Below are 21,216 nucleotides of genomic sequence, written 5' to 3'. Positions count from 1 at the left end.
CTCCATCCCGGTCGTCGGCGTTGCCTCACAGCCCGCGACCTCGAAGCGGCTTGAATGTAAACAACCGTCCTACAAGCGAACTTACGTGCTAGCTTCCTTGCGCGCAAGAATGCATGAATAGTTGCGCGCAAGGTGTCTCCGATCCGTCCCACTGGGAGAGCCCTCGATCAATGCGGCGAGAGGCACCTCTGCACGCAAACACCGCGGTGACCAGACCGTTTACGGCTTCACTGACAACGTCTCACCGGCAACCTTTGGTGTAATGGGTCTCGATGCCCAAGGGGCGTGCACTTGGAATCTCGTTCATCTCGCTGGAATCCCGCTGCCCATTCCAGATATGGCGTATCCGAATTCGATTGCAAACGGCGCTATTCCTGCCGATGGCAACTGGGAAAGCAGGACATGCCGTTCAACGTGTTCAAGCGAACAATGCCGAGTTGAGAAGAGAACCGACAAGGGACACTGCCGCAACGGTTTTCGCGAGGGTCTTCGTTGTACTACGTCCGGTTGCCGAGTGGTCCGGGTTGCGGACCTCGCACGTGAACACCGGTGCGTGCGCGGCGCCCTCGACCATCACCGACCGCGTCGTCGGTCAGTCCGGTCAACACCCCCGTTTGAGGTCGCGAGGCCGGCGCTGAGGTGCCTCGTCCCTCGGTACGCGGGCGCTCACGCCCGGTGAGGTCTTCGTGGGTGCCCCGTTGCAGTGCCGATCTTCTGTTTCTCGCCCCGCGACTGCCCGCCCAGCAGTCGGATCGGCAGGCCGATCCCAGCGGTGTGTGCGGCCGCCGCCGCGAGTGGAATGGCCGCTTAGTCGGCCGGGGTGCAGTCCCCGTGAACCGAGTCAGACAGCCGAATCACGCCGCCGCCGGTCGTCCCTTCGGCACCAGTAACGCCACAAACGCGACGACCAGGCCACCGCCGGCGAGGTACAGCCCCCAGCGATCGGTGAGCACGGAGTCGTAGTTGTCCCGGAGGTAGTCACCAACACGGTCATTGAGCCGCCATCCGAACACCGCGAGCGTGCCGATCCCCACCATCACGCCCAACCACTCGGCCGCACGGGAACCCACCAACGCTGCGACCAGCAGCAAGCCCGCAGCGCCCAGCAATAGTGCCGTCATCGACTTGTAGAAGGTCACGGCCTGATTCTCGATCTGCTCAACGTCGGTGATTCCGGTGGGGAAGCCGTCCCGGAGATCGATCACCGCGACGTCGCCCGGCGTAATGCCGCCGGCGACGGGAAGGAAGGCACCGATCGCGACCGCAATGGCGCACGCGAACAGGACCAGATGGATGAAGCTGCGCATCGGCATTCTCCTCGGTATCGGGCGGATGATACGGCGTCGGTTTCGGCTACTCGTCCGGCACCGGGGCGGGGAGGCGGCCCGAAGCTGATCGATCGACAACGACACCGTAGTGCTGCGGACCGCACCGAGCCGGGACCGTACCGCAGCAAGCGGCTCCGCCATCGCCGCTCGCCGGGCGAACCGGGGCCGCAGCGCATATGCTTCCGGTCCCCCGCCGGCACACACAGCAACACAGAGCGGAGCGCACGATGACCATCACGATCTACGCCAAACCGGCCTGCGTGCAATGCACCGCCACTTACCGCGCCCTGGACAAGGAGGGCCTCGCGTACACGGTCGTCGACATCACCCGCGACCTCGACGCCCACGATTACGTGCGGGGTCTCGGCTACCTGCAGGCCCCTGTCGTCGTGGCCGGTGACGATCATTGGGCGGGTTTCCGCCCCGACCGCATCAAGGCCCTCACCGCGGCCTGACCGCGACTCCGGGTGCCTCAGCGGCCGGAAGACGGCTCGACCTGAGGCGCCCGGAGTCGCGGGCGCACATGCTCGAAGATCAGGATGGTCTCGGTCGAGGCGACCGCAGGATGCGCACTGAGGTGGTCGAGGACGAAACGCCTCAGTTCCTCACTGCTCCCGGTCGCGACGTGGATCAGGTAGTCGTCGGCGCCGGCGATGAAGTACACGTTCAGCACGTCGTCGAGGGTGGCGAGTTGCTCGGCGAGCTGCCCGAGGTGCTGTCGTGCATTGGCCTGCACGCGAACTGCGATCATCGCCTGCAGGTCCCTGCCCAGGGTGGCGGGGTCGATGTCCGCATGGAAGCCGCGAATCACCCCGCGGTCGATCAGGGAGCGCACCCGACCCAGGCAGGTCGACGGGGCGATGCCCGCGAGCGCGGCGAGGGCGTTGTTGGGGGTACGGGCGTCCCGCGAAAGCTGATCGAGGAGGATCCGGTCGATGCCGTCGATCGGCGCCCCCGCCCGAACATCATTCGATCGCGGGCCTTCGGCATACGGCGTGCCCGGAACATTCTTCTTCATCGGCTCAGTCTAGAGAATTTCATTCTTTCACCTTGGTTTCGGCGCGTCGATTGTTCACCATTGATGCCTGTCAGCCGAATTTCCGGCAGACATTTACGAACCACAGCACCCGCCCTACTCCCTGGTCAACGGCTGCAAAATGCCCCGACACCGAGATCGTCGCCTCCCAGCGTGATCGGAAAGGCTCACGATGAGCAACCCCCAGACCCCGCCCGCACGCCACCGCGTCGTGGTGATCGGATCCGGCTTCGGTGGGTTGTTCGCGACCAAGGCCCTCCGCCGCGCGGATGTGGACGTCACGGTGATCGACCGCACTACCCACCACCTGTTCCAGCCTCTCCTCTATCAGGTGGCCACCGGCATCCTCTCCGAGGGGGAGATCGCCCCGTCGACGCGGATGATCCTCAAGCACCAGGCCAACGCCGCCGTCCGCCTCGGCGACGTCACCGGAATCGACCTGACCGAACGCACCGTGACGTCGGAACACCTCGGGCAGTCCACCGTTACCGGATACGACAGCCTCATCGTCTCCGCCGGGGCTCAGCAGTCCTACTTCGGCAACGACCACTTCGCCGAACACGCACCGGGGATGAAGTCCATCGACGACGCCCTCGAACTCCGCGGCCGCATTCTCGGCGCATTCGAGCAGGCCGAGGTGACGGCGGACCCGCAGGAGCGGGCACGCCTGCTCACGTTCGTCGTGGTCGGTGCCGGGCCCACCGGCGTCGAGATGGCCGGTCAGATCGCCGAACTCGCCCACCGAACCCTGGTCGGGGCCTACACCAACTTCGACCCCCGCGACGCGCGGATCATCCTGCTCGACGCGGCCTCCGCGGTACTGCCGCCGTTCGGCGACAACCTGGGTTCGGAGGCGGCGGAAACCCTCGAAAAGCTCGGCGTCGAGGTGCGACTGGGTGCGTCGGTGACAGACGTCGACGCAGACGGACTGACCGTCCGGGATGCCGAGGGCACCGAGCACCACATCGCGTCCGTCTGCAAGGTCTGGTCCGCGGGAGTGGCGGCAAGCCCTCTCGGCACCCAACTCGCCGCCCGGTCGGGCGCCGCCCTAGACCGCGCCGGCCGCGTCGCCGTCGAAGAAGACCTCACCCTGCCGGGCCATCCCGACGTGTTCGTCGTCGGCGACATGATGTCGCGTGATCGCCTGCCCGGCGTCGCCCAGGTCGCGATCCAAGGGGGCCGCTACGCCGCGAAGCGGATCGCCGCCGAGGTCGCCTCGGCAGCCAAGGGACGCCCGGTGCCGGAACGGCCGCCGTTCCGGTACCGCGACAAGGGTTCGATGGCCACCATCTCCCGATTCAACGCGGTCGCCAAGATCGGCGGTGTCGAGCTGACCGGGTTCCTCGCGTGGATCATGTGGCTGGCCGTGCACGTGGTCTACGTCGTCGGGTTCCGGAGCCGGGTCGCTACCCTGCTGTCTTGGGCCTGGACCTTCCTCGGCACCTGGCGCGGGCAACTGACCAACACCCATCAGCAGATCACCGCGCGCAATGCGATCGCGCAACTGCACAGCCTCGAGCGTCGCGTCGAGGATGCGGAAGCACTTGTCGCGCAGGCGATTTGGCGAGCTCGCCGATCCACACTTGTGGTTTCGGCGCGCCGAACATTATGATTCGCCGCGTGAAAACAACGTCCTTGAAGGTGGGTGCGCGACGACAGCCGGTGACCGCTGTCGCGGTACTGACAGTGCTGGCCACGACGCTGCTGCTGTCCGGGTGCGGCAAGGGCGACGGCCCCGCCGACGACAAACCGGTGGTGCTGACCACGTTCACCGTGCTCGCCGACATCGCCGCGAACGTCGGCGGCGAGCACGTGACCGTCGAATCGATCACCAAGGCGGGCGCCGAAATTCACGGATACGAGCCCACTCCCGGCGATATCAAGAAGGCCGCGCAGGCCGACCTGATCCTCGACAACGGCATGAACCTGGAGGCTTGGTTCGGCCAGTTCGTCGACGGGGTGGACGTCGAGCACGTGGTCGTCAGTGACGGCGTGGAGCCGATCGCGATCGGTGAGGACGCGTACGCGGGGAAACCGAATCCGCACGCCTGGATGTCACCGCTGAACGTGCAGCTCTACGTCGACAACATAGTCGCCGCGTTCAGCGAACTCGATTCCGCTCACGCCGCCGACTACCGCTCCAACGGCGACGCGTACAAGGCGCAGTTGCAGGCGGTGCAGGACGAATTGGTCGCCGAACTGGGCGCGCTGCCGGTCAACGAACGGGCGCTGGTCACGTGCGAGGGGGCGTTCTCGTACCTCGCCCGCGACGCGGGACTGACCGAGAAGTACATCTGGCCGGTCAATGCCGAGCAGCAGGCCACTCCCCAGCAGATCGCGTCGACGATCGAGTTCGTGAAGCAGAACCGGGTTCCCGCGGTGTTCTGTGAGTCCACGGTGTCGGATGCGCCGATGCAACGGGTCGTCGAAGCGTCCGGCGCGGCGTTCGGTGGCACCCTGTACGTCGACTCGCTGTCCGAGGCGGACGGGCCCGTGCCGACGTATCTGAATCTGATCCGGCACGACGCCGACACCCTGACCTCCGCACTGAACGGGCAGCAGTCGTGACCACGCCGCCGGCGGTCGAGGTCCGGGACGTCACCGTCCACTACGGCGACGTCCTCGCGCTCGACCGGGTCTCCCTCGCCCTTCGCCCCGGACGCGTCTGCGGACTCGTAGGCATGAACGGCTCCGGAAAGTCCACCCTGTTCAAGACGATCATGGGCACGGTCAAACCCGACACCGGCACGGTCCGCATCGACGGCGCGGCGCCGGCCGCGGCGCGCAAGGCCGGGGTGCTGGGTTACGTTCCGCAGAGCGAGGACGTGGACTGGACGTTCCCGCTCTCGGTGCGAGACGTCGTGATGACCGGTAGGTACGGGCGCATGGGACCGACTCGTCGGCCGAAAAAGGCCGACCGCGACGCCGTCGACCATGCTCTCGAACGCGTCGAACTCACGGACCTGGCGGACCGGCAGATCGGGCAACTGTCCGGTGGTCAGAAGAAGCGCACGTTCGTCGCCCGGGGAATCGCGCAGGGCGCCACCATCCTTCTGCTCGACGAACCGTTCGCCGGGGTCGACAAACGGTCCGAGGCCACCATCACCGCGCTGCTGCGGGAACTCGCCGACGCGGGTGCGGCGATCCTGGTCTCCACCCACGACCTGCACGCGCTACCCGACCTGGCCGACGAGGCGATCCTGCTGCTGCGCACGGTGCTGATGCACGGCGACCCCGGGGTCGTGCTGCAACCGGAGAATCTGGCGGCCGCCTTCGGCCTCGACGTGATGACAAGGACCTGAGGATCAATGGACGTCATCGATTTCTTCGTCGACCCCCTGCGCTACGACTTCATGGTCCGCGCGCTGATCACCACCCTGATCGCGGCGGTGGTGTGTGCGGTGCTGTCGTGCTGGCTGGTGCTGATCGGCTGGTCGCTGATGGGTGATGCGGTCTCGCACGCCGTCCTGCCCGGTGTGGTCCTGGCCTACATCGTCGGCGCCCCGTTCGCGATCGGCGCGGTGATCTTCGGTTTCCTGGCCGTGGCACTGATCGGGCTGGTCCGCGACACCAGCCGGGTCAAGGAGGACGCCGCGATCGGCATCGTGTTCTCCACCCTGTTCGCCCTCGGTCTGGTGCTGGTCTCGGTCACCCCCAGCCAAACCGACCTGAACCACATCATTTTCGGAAACCTGCTGGGTGTCAGCCGGTCCGACCTCGTCCAGATCGCGATCCTCGGGGCGTTCGTCTTCGTCGCACTCATCGTCAAGCGCCGCGACTTCACGCTGTACGCGTTCGACCCCACCCATGCGCACGCCCTAGGCCTGAACCCGCGGCTACTCGGGGCGGCGCTGCTGGGGCTGCTGGCCCTGACCGCGGTGGTGGCCCTGCAGGCGGTCGGTGTCATCCTGGTCGTGGCCATGCTGATCATTCCCGGGGCGACGGCGTACCTGTTGACCGACAGCTTCCATCGGATGCTGGTCATCGCCCCGGCGATCTCGGCGTCCTGCGCCGTCATCGGCCTGTACCTGAGCTATCACCTCGACACCGCCAGCGGCGGAATGGTGGTGCTGTCCCAGGGCGCGGCGTTCGCGCTGGTCTATCTGTTCGCGCCGCGGCAGGGCGTGATCGGCCGCCGGATCACCGCGTCCAGGCGTCGCCGGGCATCCGCGGCCGCGGCGGTGGCCGACAGCTGACGCTTATGTCGCGGGTGTGTGCCGCGGCACGATCATCACCGGCACGGGAGCGTGCCGCAGGATTTTCGAGGCAGCCGAACCGAGGAACACGTGGGCGGCGGGTCCGGCGGCTCCCGACCCCAGCACGAGCATGTCGTCGGGCTCCCAGGGCACGGCCTCGACCGCCGCGCGCCAATCGGTGCCGCTGCCGATCTCCACGTCCACGTCGGGAACCGGGATGCGGGCGCGCACCGCGTCGAGTTGCCGGGCGATGTCGTCGGTGGTGCGGCGCGTCCACTGCCGGACGACGAGATCCTCGGTTGACTGCTCGATGGCGCCGCCGAACCGGGACACGGGCCGCACCGTGAACGACACGATCCGCAAGGTCACCGGCCACCGTGCGGCCATCTCGGCGGTGGCGGCGATGAGGCCGTTGACGTCGGCTTCGCCGCCGTAGGCGGCGGTGAGCCTGCGGATCGGTCCGGGCACCGGTGGGTAGCCGCGCGGCGCGATCGCGACGGGTACGGCCGCGGTGTGCACGAGCCGTTCGGTGACGCTACCCAGCGCCACCCGGCCCAGCAGACCGGACGACGACGACCCGACGACGACGAGGGTGGCGTCGTGGGCGGCGACGAGTTCGATGAGCCCGGTGGGAATCGAGGTCGACCGGTGGACGACGGTGGGGATGTCCAGATCCCCCGGCAGCCCGGCGACCACCCCGTCGAGTGCCCGCGACGCCTCCGCGGTGACGTAACGCAGGTACTCGCGGTCGATGGGGTCGTCCTTCGCCGGCCACGGCTGTTCCACGATCGCCGCAGCCACGACCGTCTCGCCGGTCCAGCGTGCTATTCGCGCCGCCAGGTGCAGCGGCGCGGTCCCCTGACGGCTCGAGCTGAATCCGGCGATGATCGTCATCGAGCGGGTTTCCCGGCGCCGATCGGGTGCGCGACGACGTGGGTGACCGGCACCCCGTGCTCGGCGCGGGCTCGGTCCACGACGTCGAACCGGTGCCACACCGACTCTTCGGGCGGCAGCGTGGAGATGACGATCTGATCCGGATGGAACGACTCGACGCCGGCAGCCAGGGCGCGCAGCGGCCGGTAGTCCCCCACCTCGCCGTCGGCGTCGAGGTCCTCGGAGCGGAGTGTCGTCAGCGTGTCGTCGAGTCGCTGCCGGGCGACCTCGCGGGTCGCTTCCGCGACGTCGAGCGGGCCGTGGGTGGCGGCGGTTCCGGTCTCGATCGGGCTGGCGGGCACGACCACGAAGTAGACGGCTTCCCGATCCGCGCCGATGCGACGTAGTTCGTCGAGCATTTCCTTCGACTCGACGGTCTGGTTGGCCAGCACCAGTACCCGGTGAGGCCGGGTGGTCGCGGCGGCCCCCTCGACGGCGGGCCGCCGACGCACGAACCAGGTGTTGGCGAGGAACAGCACGATGACGACCGCCCACGACACCAGGCTCAGCACGAGTTGCGACCGCACGTCCTCCTGCAGATACATCTGCACGAGGATCGCCACGATCGCTGCGGCGGTGATGATCGACAACACCGGGAACAGCCACATCTTGACCCGCAGCTCCGAGGCTGGGGTGCGGTACCGCAGCACGATCTGGGAGACGGCGATAAGCAGGTACACGAACAGGATGATCGCGCCGCTGGAGTTCAGCAGGAACGCGAAGACGGTGTCGGGTGAGACGGCCGCGGCGATCACGCACAGAAAGCCGACGACCGAGGAGGCGAGGATCGCGATGGCGGGCACCCCGCGGCGGGTCACCCTGACCAGCTGCGCGGGTGCCTCCCGGCGTGCGGCGAGGACGAACAGCATGCGGGAGGCGGTGTACATGCCCGAGTTCAGGCAGCTCAGCACCGCCGTCAGCACGACGGCGTTCATGATGTCGTCGGCGTACGGGATCCCCATCTCGGTGAACGCGGCGACGAACGGGGACGCGGCCATCTGCTCGTCGTCCCACGGCAGGATGGTGGCCAGCAGGAACGTCGAGCCGACGAAGAACACGGCGATCCGCACGATCACCGAGTTGGCGGCCTTGGTCACGGCACGCTCCGGATCCGCCGACTCCGCGGCGGCGATCGTCGCGATTTCGGCGCCGACCATGGAGAAGATCACCGTGACCACGCCGACGGTGACGGCCATGCCGCCGAACGGGAGGAACCCGCCGTGGCTCCACAGGTTGGAGAAGTCGAGCGCCTTGTTCGGCCACACGCCGAGCACGAACAGTGCGCCCAGCGCGATGAACACCACGATCGCGGCGACTTTGATGCCGGCGAACCAGAATTCGAACTCGCCGAACGACGACACGGAGAACAAATTCGTCGCCGTCATCAGGATCATCAGAACCAGCGCGGACAGCCACAGCGGGATGTCGATCCAGTACTGGATGATCGTCGCGCCGGCGATGGCCTCGAACCCGACGACGATCACCCAGAAGTACCAGTACAGCCAGCCGACGGAGAAGCCGGCCCAGTTGCCCAGCGCCCGGCGGGCATAGTCGGCGAACGATCCGGTCGACGGGTTGGCCACGGCCATCTCGGCCAGCATGCGCATGACCATGATGATCAGGACCCCGGCGAGGGCGTAGGTGACGAACGCCGCGGGCCCGGTGTCGCCGATGACGACGCCGGAGCCGACGAACAGGCCCGCGCCGATCACCCCGCCGATCGCGATCATCGTCAACTGCCGCTGGCTCAGCGCCTTCTTCAGTGCGGGTGTTCCGCTCATGTCATCCCTCCGATGCTTCACGCGCCGGCGTGCTCGCTCTCCTGGCGAGACCGACTGTCGGAGTCCCAGGGTGTATTCGGCTGGGCGACGTCGAGGGGGGCTTCGGCCGCAGGGCCTCGAAATTCAATCGTAGGCCGCGGCACCGGTCCGGTGAGCGGGATTCGGCGGACGTCCCCTCGCACCGTTTACCGGCCTCCGCGGCGGGTATCAATACGGTGACGTCCGGAGTGAGACCGCCGAGAACGAAGGTTCCGCTGATGACACTCGTGCCCCGGGTCGCGATCGTGCTGATCGCCGCAGGCCCCCTCGCCCTGTTCCTGGCCGCGCCCGCCGCCGCGGACCCGCCGGACGTGACCCTGGCCGCCGCCGTCGCGGGGAGCACCGTCACGACGACGCTCACCAACGACACCGGTGCGGACATCGTGTGCGGACTCGGTGGACTGAGGGCGGCGGACGACATCGTGAACCCCGAGTCCGTGGCGGTGTTTCACCGGTCGAACGTGGTGATCGGACCGGGACCGCAGGAGTTCGTGTTCGAGGCGGTACCCGACGGTGACTATCTGATCCACTGGATCTGCAGTGAGAATGCGGGCCCCGGTGACGAGGTGTGGGGTTCGGCACCGCTGCCGGAGACCGCGTACGCGAAGCCGTCGACGGCGGAACCTTTCCCTGTCACCGTGCGAACGCAGACGTGTTTCGGGTCGCTGTGCCTGCCGCCCGGACTGGCCCTCTGACCGGCGCGGGTCATACGATCGAATCACGCTGTGCCCGAAGGAATTCCCGTTCGGCCGCGTTGTCGGTACGATCGCGGGCCGCGTCGTAGGCGCGCGCGGCCTCGCCGGGGCGTCCGACGCGACGGAGAAGATCGGCGCGCACCGCGTGGTACAGGTGATAGTCGTCGAGGTCGAGCTGGTCGACGAGCGCCAGCCCCTCCGCCGGTCCCCGGGCTTCCGCCACCGCGACGGCCCGGTTCAACGCGACCACCGGGCTCGGCGCCAGCGACATCAGCTGGTCGTACAGCTGCAGGATCTGCCACCAGTCGGTGTCGGCGGCCCTCTCGGCGTCGCTGTGGACGGCGTTGATCGCGGCCTGGATCTGATACGGGCCCGGCCTGTTGCGTCGCAGGCAGTCCCGCACCAGCGACTGCCCCTCGGTGATCAGGTCGCGATCCCACCGGCCGCGGTCCTGGTCGGGTAGGAGCACGAGTCGCCCGTCGGCGTCGGTGCGGGCGGCGCGCCTCGATTCGATCAGCAGCATCAACGCAAGCAGCCCGGTAACCTCCGGTTCGCCGGGCATCAGGGCGGCCAGGACCCGGCCGAGACGGATGGCCTCGGCGCACAGATCCGCCCGGGTCAGCCGGTCCCCCGAACTCGCCGTGTATCCCTCGTTGAAGATCAGGTAGACGACGGCCAGGACGGTGCGGAGGCGGTCCGGGAGATCGGTCTCGTCCGGCACCCGGTACGGGATCCGGGCGTCCCGGATCTTCCCCTTGGCCCGGACGAGCCGCTGCGCCATGGTCGGCTCGGGCACCAGGAAGGCGCGGGCGATCTCCGCGGTGCCGAGTCCGCCGAGGAGTCGCAGGGTGAGTGCGACCTGGGCGGTGGGTGCCAGCGCCGGGTGGCAGCAGGTGAAGATCAGGCGTAGCCGGTCGTCGTGCACGGCGCCCTCCTCCGTCGGTTCGTCGCGGGCGAGCAGCAGCGCGGCCTGCGCGTGCCGGTCGTGGCGGGACGCCTCACGCCGGAGCCGGTCGATCGTGCGGCGCCGGGCGGTGGTGATGATCCATCCGGCGGGGCTCGGGGGCAGCCCGGCCGACGGCCAGCGCTGCACCGCCTCGGCAAAGGCGTCCTGGACGGCGTCTTCGGCGAGGTCGATGTCGCCGAACACGCCGACCAGGACGGAGACCGCGCGACCGTGTTCGGTGCGGAACACGTCTTCGATGTCGGCGGTGTCGATCACGTCAGTGGCTTCCGGCCCCGGCGTGGTGTGCGAACGGCCGGACCTCGATGGGCAGTGTCGTCGCCCGGGTGAGTTTGCGACCCCACCCGAGCGCGGCGTCCAGGTCGGGGGCCTCGACGATGGTGAACCCGCCGAGGTGTTCCTTGCCTTCGGTGTAGGGGCCGTCCGTGACGAGGACGTCGCCGCCGCGGGCCCGCAGCACGGTCGCGGTGGTGGGCGCGCACAGTCCCCCGCTGAACACCCACGCGCCTGCGGACACCATCTCCTGGTTGAGGGCGTCGAGGTCGTCGGCGATCTTCGCCAGGGTGTCGGGTTCGGGAGCGGGACCGTCGGGCTGGTACACGCTCAACAGGTACTGGGTCATGTCGGGTTCCTCCTCGGATCGGGCGGTCGGCGCCTCGGGATGTGCTGTGGCCGGCCTTCACCTCCTATACGAACGCCGGCCCCCCGAATCGACACTGTGCACGAGAAAGTTTTCGGAGGTGCCGTCAGTTGTGCTCGGACACCAGCACGGCGCGGGTCCCCGGCTCCAAAGCCTCGAATACGTGTGCGACGTCGCCCGGGTAGGCAATGTAGTCACCGGGCCCGAGTTCGACGGGGGCGCTCGCGAGGCCGACGAGTGCGCGCCCGGCGCTGAGGATGACGTGCTCGACCACACCGGGCATGTGTGGTTCGGATTCGCGGGCGGGTCCGGGTTCGACGACGAGGCGGTAGAGGTCCCGGCGCGCGGACGGCGGGCAGGACGCGACGAGCGTGGCGCGGTAGTCGGCCCGGTCGGAGATCAATTCCGGTCCCTCGTCGGCCCGGATGACCTGGACGCGCGGGCGGGGCGGATCGAGGAGTTGCGACATCGGCACGTCCAGCGCCACGCAGAGGGCCCACAGGGTTTCGACGCTCGGGTTGCCGCCTCCCGATTCCAGTTGGGACAGAGTGGATTTGGCAACACCGGCGCGACGGGCGACCTCGGTCAGGGACATGCCCGACCGCTCCCGCTCGCGGCGCAGCGAGGGTCCGATGTATCCCAGCGGGGATTGCCCGTCCATGATCACCTTCCCGAGTGCGTTCATTATTTCGGTCGGTCCGTTCGCCTTGACGAACGACGTGCCATCTGTTCAGTATATAAGTCATGCGTTCGATGAAGCGAACACTCGGCTCGCGGATCCTCCGGAACATCGCGCTCGTGTGCCTGGCCGACGGACTGGTCGGCATGTCGTACGGCGCGATCGCGGTCGGTTCGGGACTCGACGCGTGGCTGCCCGTCGCACTGTCGGTGCTGGTCCTCGCCGGTTCCGCGGAGTTCCTGTTCGTCGGGATCGTCGCGGCAGGCGGCAGCCCGATCGCGGCGGCGCTCGCCGGACTGCTGGTAAACGCCCGGCACCTGCCGTTCGGTTTGGCGGTCGGCGACGTGCTCGGGCGAGGGCCCCGGCGCATCGTGGGCAGTCATCTGATGAACGACGAGTCGGTGGTGTTCGCGCTCGGGGAGACGGACCCGGACCGCAGACGCGCCGCGTACTGGGCGTGTGGTGTGGGGATCGCGGTGTGCTGGCCGCTCGGGGCCCTGCTCGGCGCAGTGGCGGGCAACGCGATCGGCGACCCCGCTGCGCTGGGTCTGGACGCGATGTTCCCGGCGGTGCTGCTGGCCCTGGTGCTGCCGGCGCTGCGTGATCGGGACGTGCGGGTGCCCGCCCTGATCGGCGTCGTCGTCGCCCTGGCGGCCACGCCGGTCCTGCCCGCCGGGCTTCCGGTGCTCGCGGCGCTGGTGGGTCTGCTCGCGGGTGCGCGGCGGACGGTGCTGCGGTGACCGGGCACCTCGTGCTGATCGGGTCGGTGGGGGTGCTCGCGGCGGGCACGTTCGCGTTCCGGTTCGCCGGGCCGGTGCTGCGGCCGCGGATCGCGGCCAGGCCCTGGGTGGAGCGGATCATGGCGTCGGCGGCCATGGTCCTGCTCACCGCGCTGGTGGGCACGGCGGCGCTCACCGAAGGCAACGACCTCGCCGGAGTGGCGCGTCCCACCGGGGTTGTCGTCGCGGGCCTACTCGCCTGGCGGAAGGCGCCTTTCGTCGTCATCGTCCTGTCCGCTGCCGCGACGGCTGCCGGATTGCGGCTCCTGGGCGTGCCGTGAGCATGCATCATCGAGGGGTGTTATTTCATCTCTGTGCCACGTGCGGCGTCGAACAGGACCCGAACACCCCGCTCCCCGACGAGTGCGCGATCTGCGCCGACGAACGCCAGTACATTCCGCTCGGTGGGCAGGAGTGGACCACCGTCGAGGCGCTGGCCGGCGCGGGGTATCGCGCCGTCGAACACGAGGTCGAGCCGGGACTGCACGGCCTGTACGTGGACCCGAAGACCGCGATCGGCCAACAGTCCCTGGTGATCAGCACGCCCGCCGGGTCGCTGCTGTGGGATCCGATCGGATTCGTCGACGCCGCGGCCGTCGACGCCGTCGCCGCGCACGGCCCCGTCATCGCCGTCGCGGGCAGTCACCCGCACATGTTCGGTGTCCAGACGCAGTGGTCGAAGGCGCTCGGTGACGTGCCCATCCTGGTGGCGGACGCGGACCGCTCCTGGCTGGCACGGTCCGACGGCCCGATCGTGTTCTGGTCCGGCACACACGAAGTGGCGCCGGGGCTGACCCTGCACCAGATCGGCGGGCACTTCCCGGGCAGCGCCGTCGCGCACTGGCGAGACGGGGGTGACGGCCGGGGTGTGCTACTCACCGGCGACGGCGTGTTCCCCAACCCGGACCGCCGCACGGTGTCGTTCCTCCGGTCGTACCCCAACCGGCTGCCGCTGTCCGCAGCGGTGGTGCGGCGCATCGCGGACCAGTTGTCACACCTCGAATTCGACCGCATCATCGGCAACTTCGACAATGTCATCGACCGCGACGGCCGGGAAGCGCTCGAATATTCGGCGACCCGGCACTGCGCCTGGGTGACCGGGGAGTTCGACCACCTGACGTGACGGTCGCGGACCGGCCACCACGTCGGGCGGCGCCTTCGAGGGGGCACTGTAATCGTTCCACCCCGCCGACGCGGTGACTGCGGCTACCCTGCGCAGTAGCGTGAGCAGCGACTGAGGAGGTAGGTCTGATGGACTTGACAGCAATTGGTGTCGGTTTCGGCTACGTGGTCGTAGTCCTGACCATTCTTGTCGTCGTGGTCGGGGTGACGGCTCTGTTCGTGTTTTCGATCAAATCGGATTTCATCCCCCCGGACTCCACCGGGACTCCCACGGGGAGGAAGCGGATCGGTCGGGCCGAATAGCCGCGTACGCACACCGCAGGCGGGCAGTCCCTCACGAAGGGGCTGCCCGCTTCGTGCGTGGTGCGGGGGAACGTCGAGTTCTGGATCGATTCCGGACGCGGGTGCAGGGAAGCACGCCTTACTGAGACGCTCGGGGACAAGGCGACTACCGTGACAGGAGTCGCCTATTTTTCGAGGAGCACGGAATGAGTATCCAGTCGGTTGAGTCACGCCGCCATCGCGTCGTGGTCATTGGATCCGGCTTCGGTGGGTTGTTCGGCACACAGGCGCTGAAGAACGCCGATGTCGACATCACCATGATCGCGCGCACCACTCACCACCTGTTCCAGCCATTGCTGTACCAGGTGGCGACCGGCATCCTCTCCGTCGGCGACATCGCCCCCGCCACCCGGCTCGTGCTGCGGAAGCAGAAGAACACGCAGGTGCTGCTCGGCGATGTCGAGAAGATCGATCTCGAGGCGAAGACGATCACCTCCCGGTTCCTGGACCGGACCACCGTCACCCCCTACGACAGCCTGATCGTCGCCGCAGGCGCGGGACAGTCGTACTTCGGCAACGATCACTTCTCCGAGTTCGCGCCCGGCATGAAAACGATCGACGACGCACTGGAGTTGCGCGGCCGGATCCTCGGTGCGTTCGAGCAGGCCGAATTGTCGAGCGATCCCGCCGAGCGGGCCCGGCTCCTGACGTTCGTCGTCGTCGGGGCAGGCCCGACCGGTGTCGAGCTCGCCGGCCAGATCGCGGAACTGTCGCGGCGCACCCTCTCGGGGGCGTTCCGCAACATCGATCCCCGTGAGGCCCGCGTGATCCTGTTGGACGGCGCGGACGACGTCCTTCCCGTCTACGGCGGCAAGCTGAGCCGCAAGGCCCGCCAGCAGCTGGAGAAGCTCGGCATCGAGATCCAGCTCGGCGCGATGGTCGTCGACGTCGACGTGGACGGCCTCGTCGTCAAGGACAAGGACGGCACGCAGCGCCGGATCGAGTCGCAGTGCAAGGTGTGGTCGGCCGGTGTGCAGGCGAGCCCGCTGGGCAAGCAGATCGCGGACCAGTCCGACGCCGAGATCGACCGCGCCGGACGCGTCCTGGTCAACCCGGACCTGTCGGTGCCCGGGCACCCCGACGTGTTCGTGATCGGCGACATGATGTCGCTGGACAAGCTGCCGGGTCTGGCGCAGGTCGCGATGCAGGGCGGCAAGTACGCGGCCCATCAGATCAAGGCCGGTCTGAGCGGGCACAAGCCGCAGGACCGGCCGCCGTTCAAGTACTTCGACAAGGGCAGTATGGCCACCATCTCGCGGTTCAGTGCGGTGGCGAAGGTCGGCAAACTCGAGATCAGCGGATTCATCGGCTGGGTGGCGTGGCTGGGGATCCACCTGATGTACCTCGTCGGGTTCCGCAGCCGGCTGTCGACGCTGCTGTCGTGGACGGTGACGTTCCTCGGTCGCGGACGCGCGCAGATGGCGTCCACCGAGCAGTGGGTGTTCGCCCGCAACGCGATGGAGCAGTTGGAGCGGCACGAACGGGAGAAGGAGACGGCGGAGAAATCGTCGCCAGGCGAGGAACGCAAAGCCGCCGGGTGACGCAGCCATCCATCTGAGCCGGACACGGCGGAGGGGACGGACCCAATGGTCCGTCCCCTCCGCCGTGTCCGGGTGTGTCAGTTGCCGAGGCGTCCGGTGTCGGTGATGTTCGCGAGCCGGACCTGCCCCTTGGAGACGAGTCGATCCTGCTCGTCGGTGATCCGGACCTCCCACAACTGCTGGGTGCGGCCGCGATGGACAGGGCTGGCCTCGGCAGTCAGCGTTCCCTCCCGCGTGGCGCGGAGGAAGTCGGTGTTGTTGTTGACGCCGACGACGTGGCCGCGGCCGCCGAGCCAGACCGAGCCTGCCGTGCTGGCGACCGATTCGATGACAGAGCAGTACACGCCGCCGTGCTGGATGCCGGCCGGTTGCTGCAGGTCGGGGGTGACCGTCCACTGTGCTCGTACGCGGTCGGGGCCGAGTTCGAGGTATTCGAGTCCGATGAGGGCGTCGAATCCCTTGCCCAGTTGATCGGCCAGCGCGGCGGTGTCGCCGTGCCCGTCGCCGTTCGATGCCTGCTGCTGCCCGGAATCCACCATCGCACTCTCCATCGGATCGCGGTGCGCTCTCACGGCGCACCCGCACTCCTGCCTACACGACGGGACGGGCGGCGGGGCAAGCAGGTGGGGCAAAAAGATCGGCGGGCCTCACGCTTGTTCAGCGTGAGGCCCGCCGTGGGATGGACCTGGGAGTCACTGCAGCCCTCAGGACTCCTGCGCGGTCCGGTAGTTCGGTTCTCGGCGCCGGCGTTTCAGTTCGACGTCTGGTATGAGTATAGGCAAGGCTTCCCTAATTAAGCAAGCGCAGCCGACCGCAGTGCGGGCGCGTGATCCGGCTCTTCGAGCGGACCGGCACCCCTGCGGCCACGAAGGCGTCCAGGATGCCCTGACCTCGGCGCTGCGCGGCGGCCTCGCCACCACCGGCGAGGATCGGCACGTACGTCGCGGCACCGAGCACGGACTCCCCCACGAGCCCCCAGAATCGGGTCGCGTCGATCGGTGTCAGCCGGGCGATCGCGTCGAACACAGCGTGCAGCGACGTGAGACTGCGATGCACGGTCCAGAGCAGCAGCGCCCGCTCGCACGGCACGGTGACCGTCCGGGGCGCGCCGGCGTAGGAATCGTCCGGGAGAACGCGCATGGTGTCGTCGGCGACACCCGCCCAGTCGATTCCCTCGTCGCTGTCCATGTGGATCCACAGGTTCTCGAGCCCCGGATCCCAGGCCCGGCCCTCCAGCACGACGAGGGCGGTGACACGCCCGACCACCGCGTGGATCAGTGCGGTGGCCACCTGCATGGCGGCGACGTCCGGATCGGGGACGTCCTCGAGCGAGCGCGCCCACATCCGGGACACCCGGTCGCCGTCGAGGTCGTCCGCGAGCGACCACCACCTGCGTTTACCCTCGTCCGCCATCGTCGCGACCGCGTACATGCGCGGATATTCGGCGTTCAGTGCGCGAAGTCGTGTGCAGGACACGTCCAGTGCGGTCGCGGGGGCGGACAGGGTCGAAGTCACCGTGCACTCCAATCGGTCGGGATGGAACACCACCAAACATAGGTGAGCCTAACCAAATATCAAGACTTGACATCATGTGATGTGAGGCACCCCCACGAACCGCGACGCCCGGGACGCCCCGCCGGATGCGGCAACGGGGATAGGGTTCCGTAACCTAAGTAGTTGAATCAGTGCAGATCCCGTGCACAGGCACACACGTCAGGAGCTTCCCCCGCCAGTGACGACGACGAGACAGTTCGGCAGCGACACCCCGCACCTGCCGACCGACGAGCCCTACGGAAAGCGCGACGTGCCGCGCGGTCCCGCCCCGCTGTACCTCCGGGCACTCGCGGGACTGCTCGACATCGGGATAGTGGCCATCCCGCTCGTTCTCGGGTGGTACATCGTCGACTCCCTCCGCGACGACAACGGCGGCGGGGAGGCCGACCGGGTCGTGTTCGGCGGCGCCGCCGTTGCGATCGCGCTGGGACTCGCCCTGTGGAACCGCGGATTCCGCGAAGGCAACACCGGGCAGAGTTCGGGCAAGGGCTGGGTCGGCCTCGTCACCCGCGACACCCCCACGGGCGACGCGATCGGCCCGAAACGGTCGCTGCAGCGGGCGTTCCGGCGCACCGGCACCGAGGTCGTCCGGGAAAGCACCGCCACCGACGAGGGATTCGCCGTCCGCGAGAAGGACGTCAGCGTCGCCGCGATCCGGCGCCGCCGACTGATCGGGCTGGGCGTCCTCGTGATCCTGCTCGGGCTGGTCCTGCTCGCCAGCGTCGCGGTCGGGGCGCGGCCGCTGTCGTTCGCGGAGATCTTCCACGCCTTGTTCGACCCGGACGGCTCACAGACCGACATCATCGTGCGCACACTCCGCGGCCCCCGCACCGCGCTGGGCCTGGTCGTCGGGATGGCGCTCGGTGTCGCGGGCGCCCTCATCCAGGGGCACACCCGCAACCCGCTCGCCGACGCCGGACTCCTCGGCCTCAACGCCGGTGCCGCGTTCCTCGTCGTGCTGTCGATGTATCTGTTCGGGTTCAGCGCACCCAGCGAATACCTGTGGTTCGCGTTCGCGGGATCCTTCGCGGCGAGCGTGATCGTGTTCGGGCTGTCGTCGATCGGCAACGGGGCAGCAAGCCCACTGAGCCTGGCGCTGGCCGGCGCCGCCGTCGCGTTCTTCCTGCAGGCGATGACCAACGCCATCATCATCGTCGACCAGTCCAGCCTCGACTCCTACCGGTTCTGGGTGGTCGGGTCGGTGGCCGGCCGCGGTTTCGACGTGCTGTGGCAGGTGCTGCCGTTCCTGCTCCTCGGACTGATCCTCGCCCTCGTCAGCACCCCCGGCCTGAACGTTCTCAGCCTCGGCGAGGACGTGGCCCGGTCGCTGGGCACCAACATCGCGGCCAGCCGCGCGCTCGGCATCGTCGCGATCACCCTCCTCACCGGTGCGGCCACCGCGGCATGCGGTCCGATCGCGTTCATCGGCCTCGTCGTCCCTCACGTCGCGCGGGCCGTCACCGGCCCCGACTACCGGTGGCTGGTCCCCTACGCCGGGCTCCTCGGCGGCGTCATGCTCGTGACCGCCGACGTCATCGGACGTGTCGTGGTCCGGCCGGGTGAGTTGCAGGTGGGAATCGTGCTCGCCGTGTTCGGGGCGCCGTTCTTCATCGCGTTGGTTCGGCGCAGAAAGTTGGCAAGCCTGTGAGCACTCGAGACGACGTGCGCCCCGACCTCGGCGCCGCGCCGACGGCCCGGGTACCGGCCCGCCCCGCGTTCCGCCTCGGACCGATCTCCCTGGTCCTGCGCCCCCTCGGCATCGCCGTCAACGTCGCCCTGCTGGCAGCCCTGTTCCTGGTGCTGTGCCTCAACATCGGCCGCGGTGACTACCCGCTGTCGATCCCCGAGGTCACGCGGGTGCTGTTCGGCGGCGGCACGAAGGCCCAGAACTTCATCGTCATGGACCTCCGCCTGCCGCGGTCGCTGACGGGGGTGTTCATCGGCATGGCCCTCGGCCTGGCCGGCGCCATCACCCAGTCGATCGCCCGTAACGCCCTCGCCAGCCCCGACATCCTCGGCATCACGTCCGGTGCCAGCGCCGCCGCGGTCGCGCTGATCGTCCTCGGCGGCGGCGGCAGCTTCGTCGGCATCCTCGCCACCCTGGGGATCCCGCTCGCCGCCCTGGTCGGTGGACTGCTCACCGCCCTGGTCATCTACCTGCTCGCGTGGCGCGGCGGGGTGGAGGGGTACCGGCTGATCCTGATCGGCATCGGTGTCAACGCCATGCTCATCGCGGTCACCGGGTGGCTGCTGATCTCGGCGGACATCAACGACGCGTCGCGGGCCCAGGTGTGGCTCAACGGTTCCCTCAACGGTGCCTCCTGGAGTCAGGTGTGGCCCGTCACGATCGCGGTCGTCCTCGTCGGCGGCTACGCGGTGATCTCCTCGTTCACGATGGGCGCCCTGCGCCTCGGCGACGACAACGCGGTGTCGCTGGGAGTGCGGCTGCAGTGGTCGCAGGCCCGGCTGCTGCTCATGTCCGTCGCCCTCGCCGGCATCGCGACCGCCGCGGCAGGCCCGGTCGGGTTCGTCGCACTCGCCGCGCCGCAGGTGGCGCTGCGGCTGGTGCGGTCCGCCGGTCCGCCGCTCATCGCGTCGGCCCTGACCGGCGCCGTACTCGTGGTCGGCAGCGACGTCGTCGCCCGCACCATCCTGCCCGTCGAACTGCCCGTGGGTATCGTCACCTCGGCACTCGGTGGCCCGTTCCTGCTGTATCTGCTGGTTCGCAACAATCGGAAGGTCTCCGCATGACCGTGCAGACTGACTCTCGACTGATCGCCGACAACCTGAGCCTCGGGTACGGCGACCGGGTCATCGTCGACCACCTGAACCTCGAGGTGCGGACCGGGGTGATCACCACCGTGATCGGGCCGAACGGTTGCGGCAAGTCCACCCTGCTGCGCGCGCTGGGACGACTCCTGAAGCCGCGCAACGGTTCCGTGCTGCTCGACGGCAAGGCCATCGGGTCGATGCGCACCAAGGACGTCGCCCGCACCCTCGGCATGCTCCCACAGGCACCGGTCGCCCCCGAGGGGCTCACCGTCGCCGACCTGGTGGCCCGCGGCAGGCACCCGCACCAGTCGTGGCTGCGGCAGTGGTCCTCCGACGACGAGGGCGAGGTCGCCGAGGCACTCGCCCTGACCGGGGTGTCCGACCTCGCGGACCGCCCCGTCGACCAGCTGTCCGGCGGCCAGCGTCAGCGGGCCTGGATCTCGATGGCCCTCGCGCAGGGAACCGACATCCTGCTGCTCGACGAACCCACCACCTACCTCGACCTGGCGCATTCCGTCGAGGTCCTCGACCTGGTGGACCGGATGCACGAGGAACTGGGCCGCACCGTGGTGATGGTGCTGCACGATCTGAACCTCGCGATCCGCTACAGCGACCAGCTGATCGTCATGCGGGACGGCACCATCGTCGCGTCCGGCGCGCCGAAGGACATCATCTCCGCCGAACTGCTGCTCGAAGTGTTCGGTCTGGAGGCCGCGGTCATCGCGGACCCGGTGTCCGACCGCCCGCTGGTGGTGCCGATCGGCACCCGCCACGTGTACGGCGCGATCGGCGGGCCGGACACGAAGTAGCGGCCG

Annotated in this window: 22 protein-coding genes; 13 read left to right on the top strand and 9 right to left on the bottom strand. The window is 68.6% G+C overall.

The genetic code is table 11. The annotated features are described in order from the left end of the window. Window positions 1-854: 854 nt before the first annotated feature. A complete protein-coding gene (locus tag CA951_RS35470; protein WP_087561320.1) occupies window positions 855-1,307 on the bottom strand; it encodes a hypothetical protein in 453 nt (150 codons plus the stop codon). 248 nt (window positions 1,308-1,555) lie between these two features. Here CA951_RS35470 and nrdH point away from each other — a divergent pair, with 248 nt between their 5' ends. Further along, entirely contained in the window at window positions 1,556-1,783 is a 228-nt protein-coding gene (nrdH, locus tag CA951_RS35465; RefSeq protein ID WP_087561319.1) for a glutaredoxin-like protein NrdH, read from the top strand. 17 nt (window positions 1,784-1,800) lie between these two features. Here the strand turns inward: nrdH and CA951_RS35460 are convergent, their stop codons facing one another. Next, window positions 1,801-2,346 carry an Lrp/AsnC family transcriptional regulator gene (locus CA951_RS35460; RefSeq protein WP_087561318.1) on the bottom strand — a complete coding sequence of 182 codons (546 nt, stop codon included), beginning with the start codon at window positions 2,344-2,346 and terminating at the stop codon, window positions 1,801-1,803. A 190-nt stretch (window positions 2,347-2,536) separates the two neighbouring features. Between CA951_RS35460 and CA951_RS35455 the strand changes: the two genes are divergently transcribed. Genes CA951_RS35455 through CA951_RS35440 form a run of 4 tightly spaced genes read left to right on the top strand, consistent with a single transcriptional unit; the run spans window position 2,537 to window position 6,560 of the window. Further along, the gene (locus tag CA951_RS35455) at window positions 2,537-3,976 is read left to right on the top strand and encodes an NAD(P)/FAD-dependent oxidoreductase (RefSeq protein ID WP_087561317.1); all 1,440 of its coding nucleotides are present in this window, start codon (window positions 2,537-2,539) and stop codon (window positions 3,974-3,976) included. A 29-nt stretch (window positions 3,977-4,005) separates the two neighbouring features. Then, a complete protein-coding gene (locus CA951_RS35450; protein ID WP_179220431.1) occupies window positions 4,006-4,932 on the top strand; it encodes a metal ABC transporter substrate-binding protein in 927 nt (308 codons plus the stop codon). Next, window positions 4,929-5,666 (top strand): metal ABC transporter ATP-binding protein, encoded by a 738-nt coding sequence (locus CA951_RS35445; protein WP_087561316.1) that lies wholly within the window; start codon window positions 4,929-4,931, stop codon window positions 5,664-5,666. Before CA951_RS35450 ends, CA951_RS35445 begins: the two co-directional genes overlap by 4 nt. 6 nt (window positions 5,667-5,672) lie before the next feature. Beyond that, a complete protein-coding gene (locus CA951_RS35440; RefSeq protein ID WP_087561315.1) occupies window positions 5,673-6,560 on the top strand; it encodes a metal ABC transporter permease in 888 nt (295 codons plus the stop codon). Between the two features lie 3 nt (window positions 6,561-6,563). On the opposite strand, the gene CA951_RS35435 is transcribed toward CA951_RS35440, so the two are convergent. After that, window positions 6,564-7,454 (bottom strand): universal stress protein, encoded by an 891-nt coding sequence (locus CA951_RS35435; protein ID WP_087561314.1) that lies wholly within the window; start codon window positions 7,452-7,454, stop codon window positions 6,564-6,566. Continuing rightward, entirely contained in the window at window positions 7,451-9,274 is a 1,824-nt protein-coding gene (locus CA951_RS35430) for an amino acid permease (RefSeq protein WP_087561313.1), read from the bottom strand. The genes CA951_RS35435 and CA951_RS35430 overlap by 4 nt, the downstream gene beginning before the upstream one ends. Window positions 9,275-9,531: 257 nt before the next feature. Between CA951_RS35430 and CA951_RS35425 the strand changes: the two genes are divergently transcribed. Further along, window positions 9,532-10,008, top strand: coding sequence for a hypothetical protein (locus tag CA951_RS35425; protein ID WP_087561312.1), 477 nt, complete (start codon window positions 9,532-9,534; stop codon window positions 10,006-10,008). A 10-nt stretch (window positions 10,009-10,018) separates the two neighbouring features. On the opposite strand, the gene CA951_RS35420 is transcribed toward CA951_RS35425, so the two are convergent. The 3 genes from CA951_RS35420 to CA951_RS35410 form a co-directional block, all read right to left on the bottom strand. Then, the gene (locus CA951_RS35420) at window positions 10,019-11,230 is read right to left on the bottom strand and encodes an RNA polymerase sigma factor (protein ID WP_087561311.1); all 1,212 of its coding nucleotides are present in this window, start codon (window positions 11,228-11,230) and stop codon (window positions 10,019-10,021) included. A gap of 1 nt (window position 11,231) precedes the next feature. Then, entirely contained in the window at window positions 11,232-11,594 is a 363-nt protein-coding gene (locus tag CA951_RS35415) for a YciI family protein (RefSeq protein ID WP_087561310.1), read from the bottom strand. Window positions 11,595-11,718: 124 nt separating this feature from the next. Then, entirely contained in the window at window positions 11,719-12,273 is a 555-nt protein-coding gene (locus CA951_RS35410) for a helix-turn-helix domain-containing protein (protein WP_087561343.1), read from the bottom strand. Between the two features lie 83 nt (window positions 12,274-12,356). Here CA951_RS35410 and CA951_RS35405 point away from each other — a divergent pair, with 83 nt between their 5' ends. The 4 genes from CA951_RS35405 to CA951_RS35385 all read left to right on the top strand — a co-directional run bounded on the left by CA951_RS35405 (window position 12,357) and on the right by CA951_RS35385 (window position 16,075). Continuing rightward, window positions 12,357-13,031, top strand: a complete 675-nt coding sequence (locus CA951_RS35405) for an AzlC family ABC transporter permease (protein ID WP_087561309.1) — start codon at window positions 12,357-12,359, stop codon at window positions 13,029-13,031. Then, entirely contained in the window at window positions 13,028-13,351 is a 324-nt protein-coding gene (locus CA951_RS35400; RefSeq protein ID WP_087561308.1) for an AzlD domain-containing protein, read from the top strand. The genes CA951_RS35405 and CA951_RS35400 overlap by 4 nt, the downstream gene beginning before the upstream one ends. 17 nt (window positions 13,352-13,368) lie before the next feature. Further along, window positions 13,369-14,193 carry an MBL fold metallo-hydrolase gene (locus tag CA951_RS35395; RefSeq protein WP_087561307.1) on the top strand — a complete coding sequence of 275 codons (825 nt, stop codon included), beginning with the start codon at window positions 13,369-13,371 and terminating at the stop codon, window positions 14,191-14,193. 487 nt (window positions 14,194-14,680) lie between these two features. After that, window positions 14,681-16,075 (top strand): NAD(P)/FAD-dependent oxidoreductase, encoded by a 1,395-nt coding sequence (locus CA951_RS35385; protein WP_087561305.1) that lies wholly within the window; start codon window positions 14,681-14,683, stop codon window positions 16,073-16,075. Between the two features lie 77 nt (window positions 16,076-16,152). Here the strand turns inward: CA951_RS35385 and CA951_RS35380 are convergent, their stop codons facing one another. Together CA951_RS35380 and CA951_RS35375 are read right to left on the bottom strand one after the other, a co-directional pair. Beyond that, complete coding sequence (locus CA951_RS35380) at window positions 16,153-16,614, bottom strand: PaaI family thioesterase (protein WP_087561342.1); 462 nt, start codon at window positions 16,612-16,614, stop codon at window positions 16,153-16,155. Window positions 16,615-16,864: 250 nt separating this feature from the next. After that, complete coding sequence (locus CA951_RS35375) at window positions 16,865-17,623, bottom strand: hypothetical protein (protein ID WP_087561304.1); 759 nt, start codon at window positions 17,621-17,623, stop codon at window positions 16,865-16,867. 184 nt (window positions 17,624-17,807) lie between these two features. Here CA951_RS35375 and CA951_RS35370 point away from each other — a divergent pair, with 184 nt between their 5' ends. From CA951_RS35370 to CA951_RS35360, 3 genes are read left to right on the top strand one after another with little or no spacing between them, the layout of a single operon-like run. Then, a complete protein-coding gene (locus tag CA951_RS35370; protein ID WP_143543150.1) occupies window positions 17,808-19,277 on the top strand; it encodes an iron ABC transporter permease in 1,470 nt (489 codons plus the stop codon). Then, entirely contained in the window at window positions 19,274-20,380 is a 1,107-nt protein-coding gene (locus CA951_RS35365; RefSeq protein ID WP_087561303.1) for an iron chelate uptake ABC transporter family permease subunit, read from the top strand. The genes CA951_RS35370 and CA951_RS35365 overlap by 4 nt, the downstream gene beginning before the upstream one ends. Next, entirely contained in the window at window positions 20,377-21,210 is an 834-nt protein-coding gene (locus CA951_RS35360) for an ABC transporter ATP-binding protein (RefSeq protein WP_087561302.1), read from the top strand. The genes CA951_RS35365 and CA951_RS35360 overlap by 4 nt, the downstream gene beginning before the upstream one ends. The last annotated feature ends 6 nt before the right edge of the window (window positions 21,211-21,216 follow it).

The sequence above is a fragment of the Rhodococcus sp. NCIMB 12038 genome (assembly GCF_002165735.1).
Lineage (GTDB): Bacteria > Actinomycetota > Actinomycetes > Mycobacteriales > Mycobacteriaceae > Rhodococcus_F.
The sequence above is the reverse complement of the archived record's forward strand: the minus strand, read 5'-3'. Positions and strand labels throughout refer to the sequence as shown.

What these genes read in the sequence shown, in the direction of transcription:
- CA951_RS35470 (WP_087561320.1), bottom strand. Translation starts at nt 1,307, where the DNA reads ATGCGCAGCTTCATCCATCTGGTCCTGTTCGCGTGCGCCATTGCGGTC.
- nrdH (WP_087561319.1), top strand. Translation starts at nt 1,556, where the DNA reads ATGACCATCACGATCTACGCCAAACCGGCCTGCGTGCAATGCACCGCC.
- CA951_RS35460 (WP_087561318.1), bottom strand. Translation starts at nt 2,346, where the DNA reads ATGAAGAAGAATGTTCCGGGCACGCCGTATGCCGAAGGCCCGCGATCG.
- CA951_RS35455 (WP_087561317.1), top strand. Translation starts at nt 2,537, where the DNA reads ATGAGCAACCCCCAGACCCCGCCCGCACGCCACCGCGTCGTGGTGATC.
- CA951_RS35440 (WP_087561315.1), top strand. Translation starts at nt 5,673, where the DNA reads ATGGACGTCATCGATTTCTTCGTCGACCCCCTGCGCTACGACTTCATG.
- CA951_RS35435 (WP_087561314.1), bottom strand. Translation starts at nt 7,454, where the DNA reads ATGACGATCATCGCCGGATTCAGCTCGAGCCGTCAGGGGACCGCGCCG.
- CA951_RS35430 (WP_087561313.1), bottom strand. Translation starts at nt 9,274, where the DNA reads ATGAGCGGAACACCCGCACTGAAGAAGGCGCTGAGCCAGCGGCAGTTG.
- CA951_RS35425 (WP_087561312.1), top strand. Translation starts at nt 9,532, where the DNA reads ATGACACTCGTGCCCCGGGTCGCGATCGTGCTGATCGCCGCAGGCCCC.
- CA951_RS35415 (WP_087561310.1), bottom strand. Translation starts at nt 11,594, where the DNA reads ATGACCCAGTACCTGTTGAGCGTGTACCAGCCCGACGGTCCCGCTCCC.
- CA951_RS35410 (WP_087561343.1), bottom strand. Translation starts at nt 12,273, where the DNA reads ATGGACGGGCAATCCCCGCTGGGATACATCGGACCCTCGCTGCGCCGC.
- CA951_RS35405 (WP_087561309.1), top strand. Translation starts at nt 12,357, where the DNA reads ATGCGTTCGATGAAGCGAACACTCGGCTCGCGGATCCTCCGGAACATC.
- CA951_RS35385 (WP_087561305.1), top strand. Translation starts at nt 14,681, where the DNA reads ATGAGTATCCAGTCGGTTGAGTCACGCCGCCATCGCGTCGTGGTCATT.
- CA951_RS35380 (WP_087561342.1), bottom strand. Translation starts at nt 16,614, where the DNA reads ATGGTGGATTCCGGGCAGCAGCAGGCATCGAACGGCGACGGGCACGGC.
- CA951_RS35360 (WP_087561302.1), top strand. Translation starts at nt 20,377, where the DNA reads ATGACCGTGCAGACTGACTCTCGACTGATCGCCGACAACCTGAGCCTC.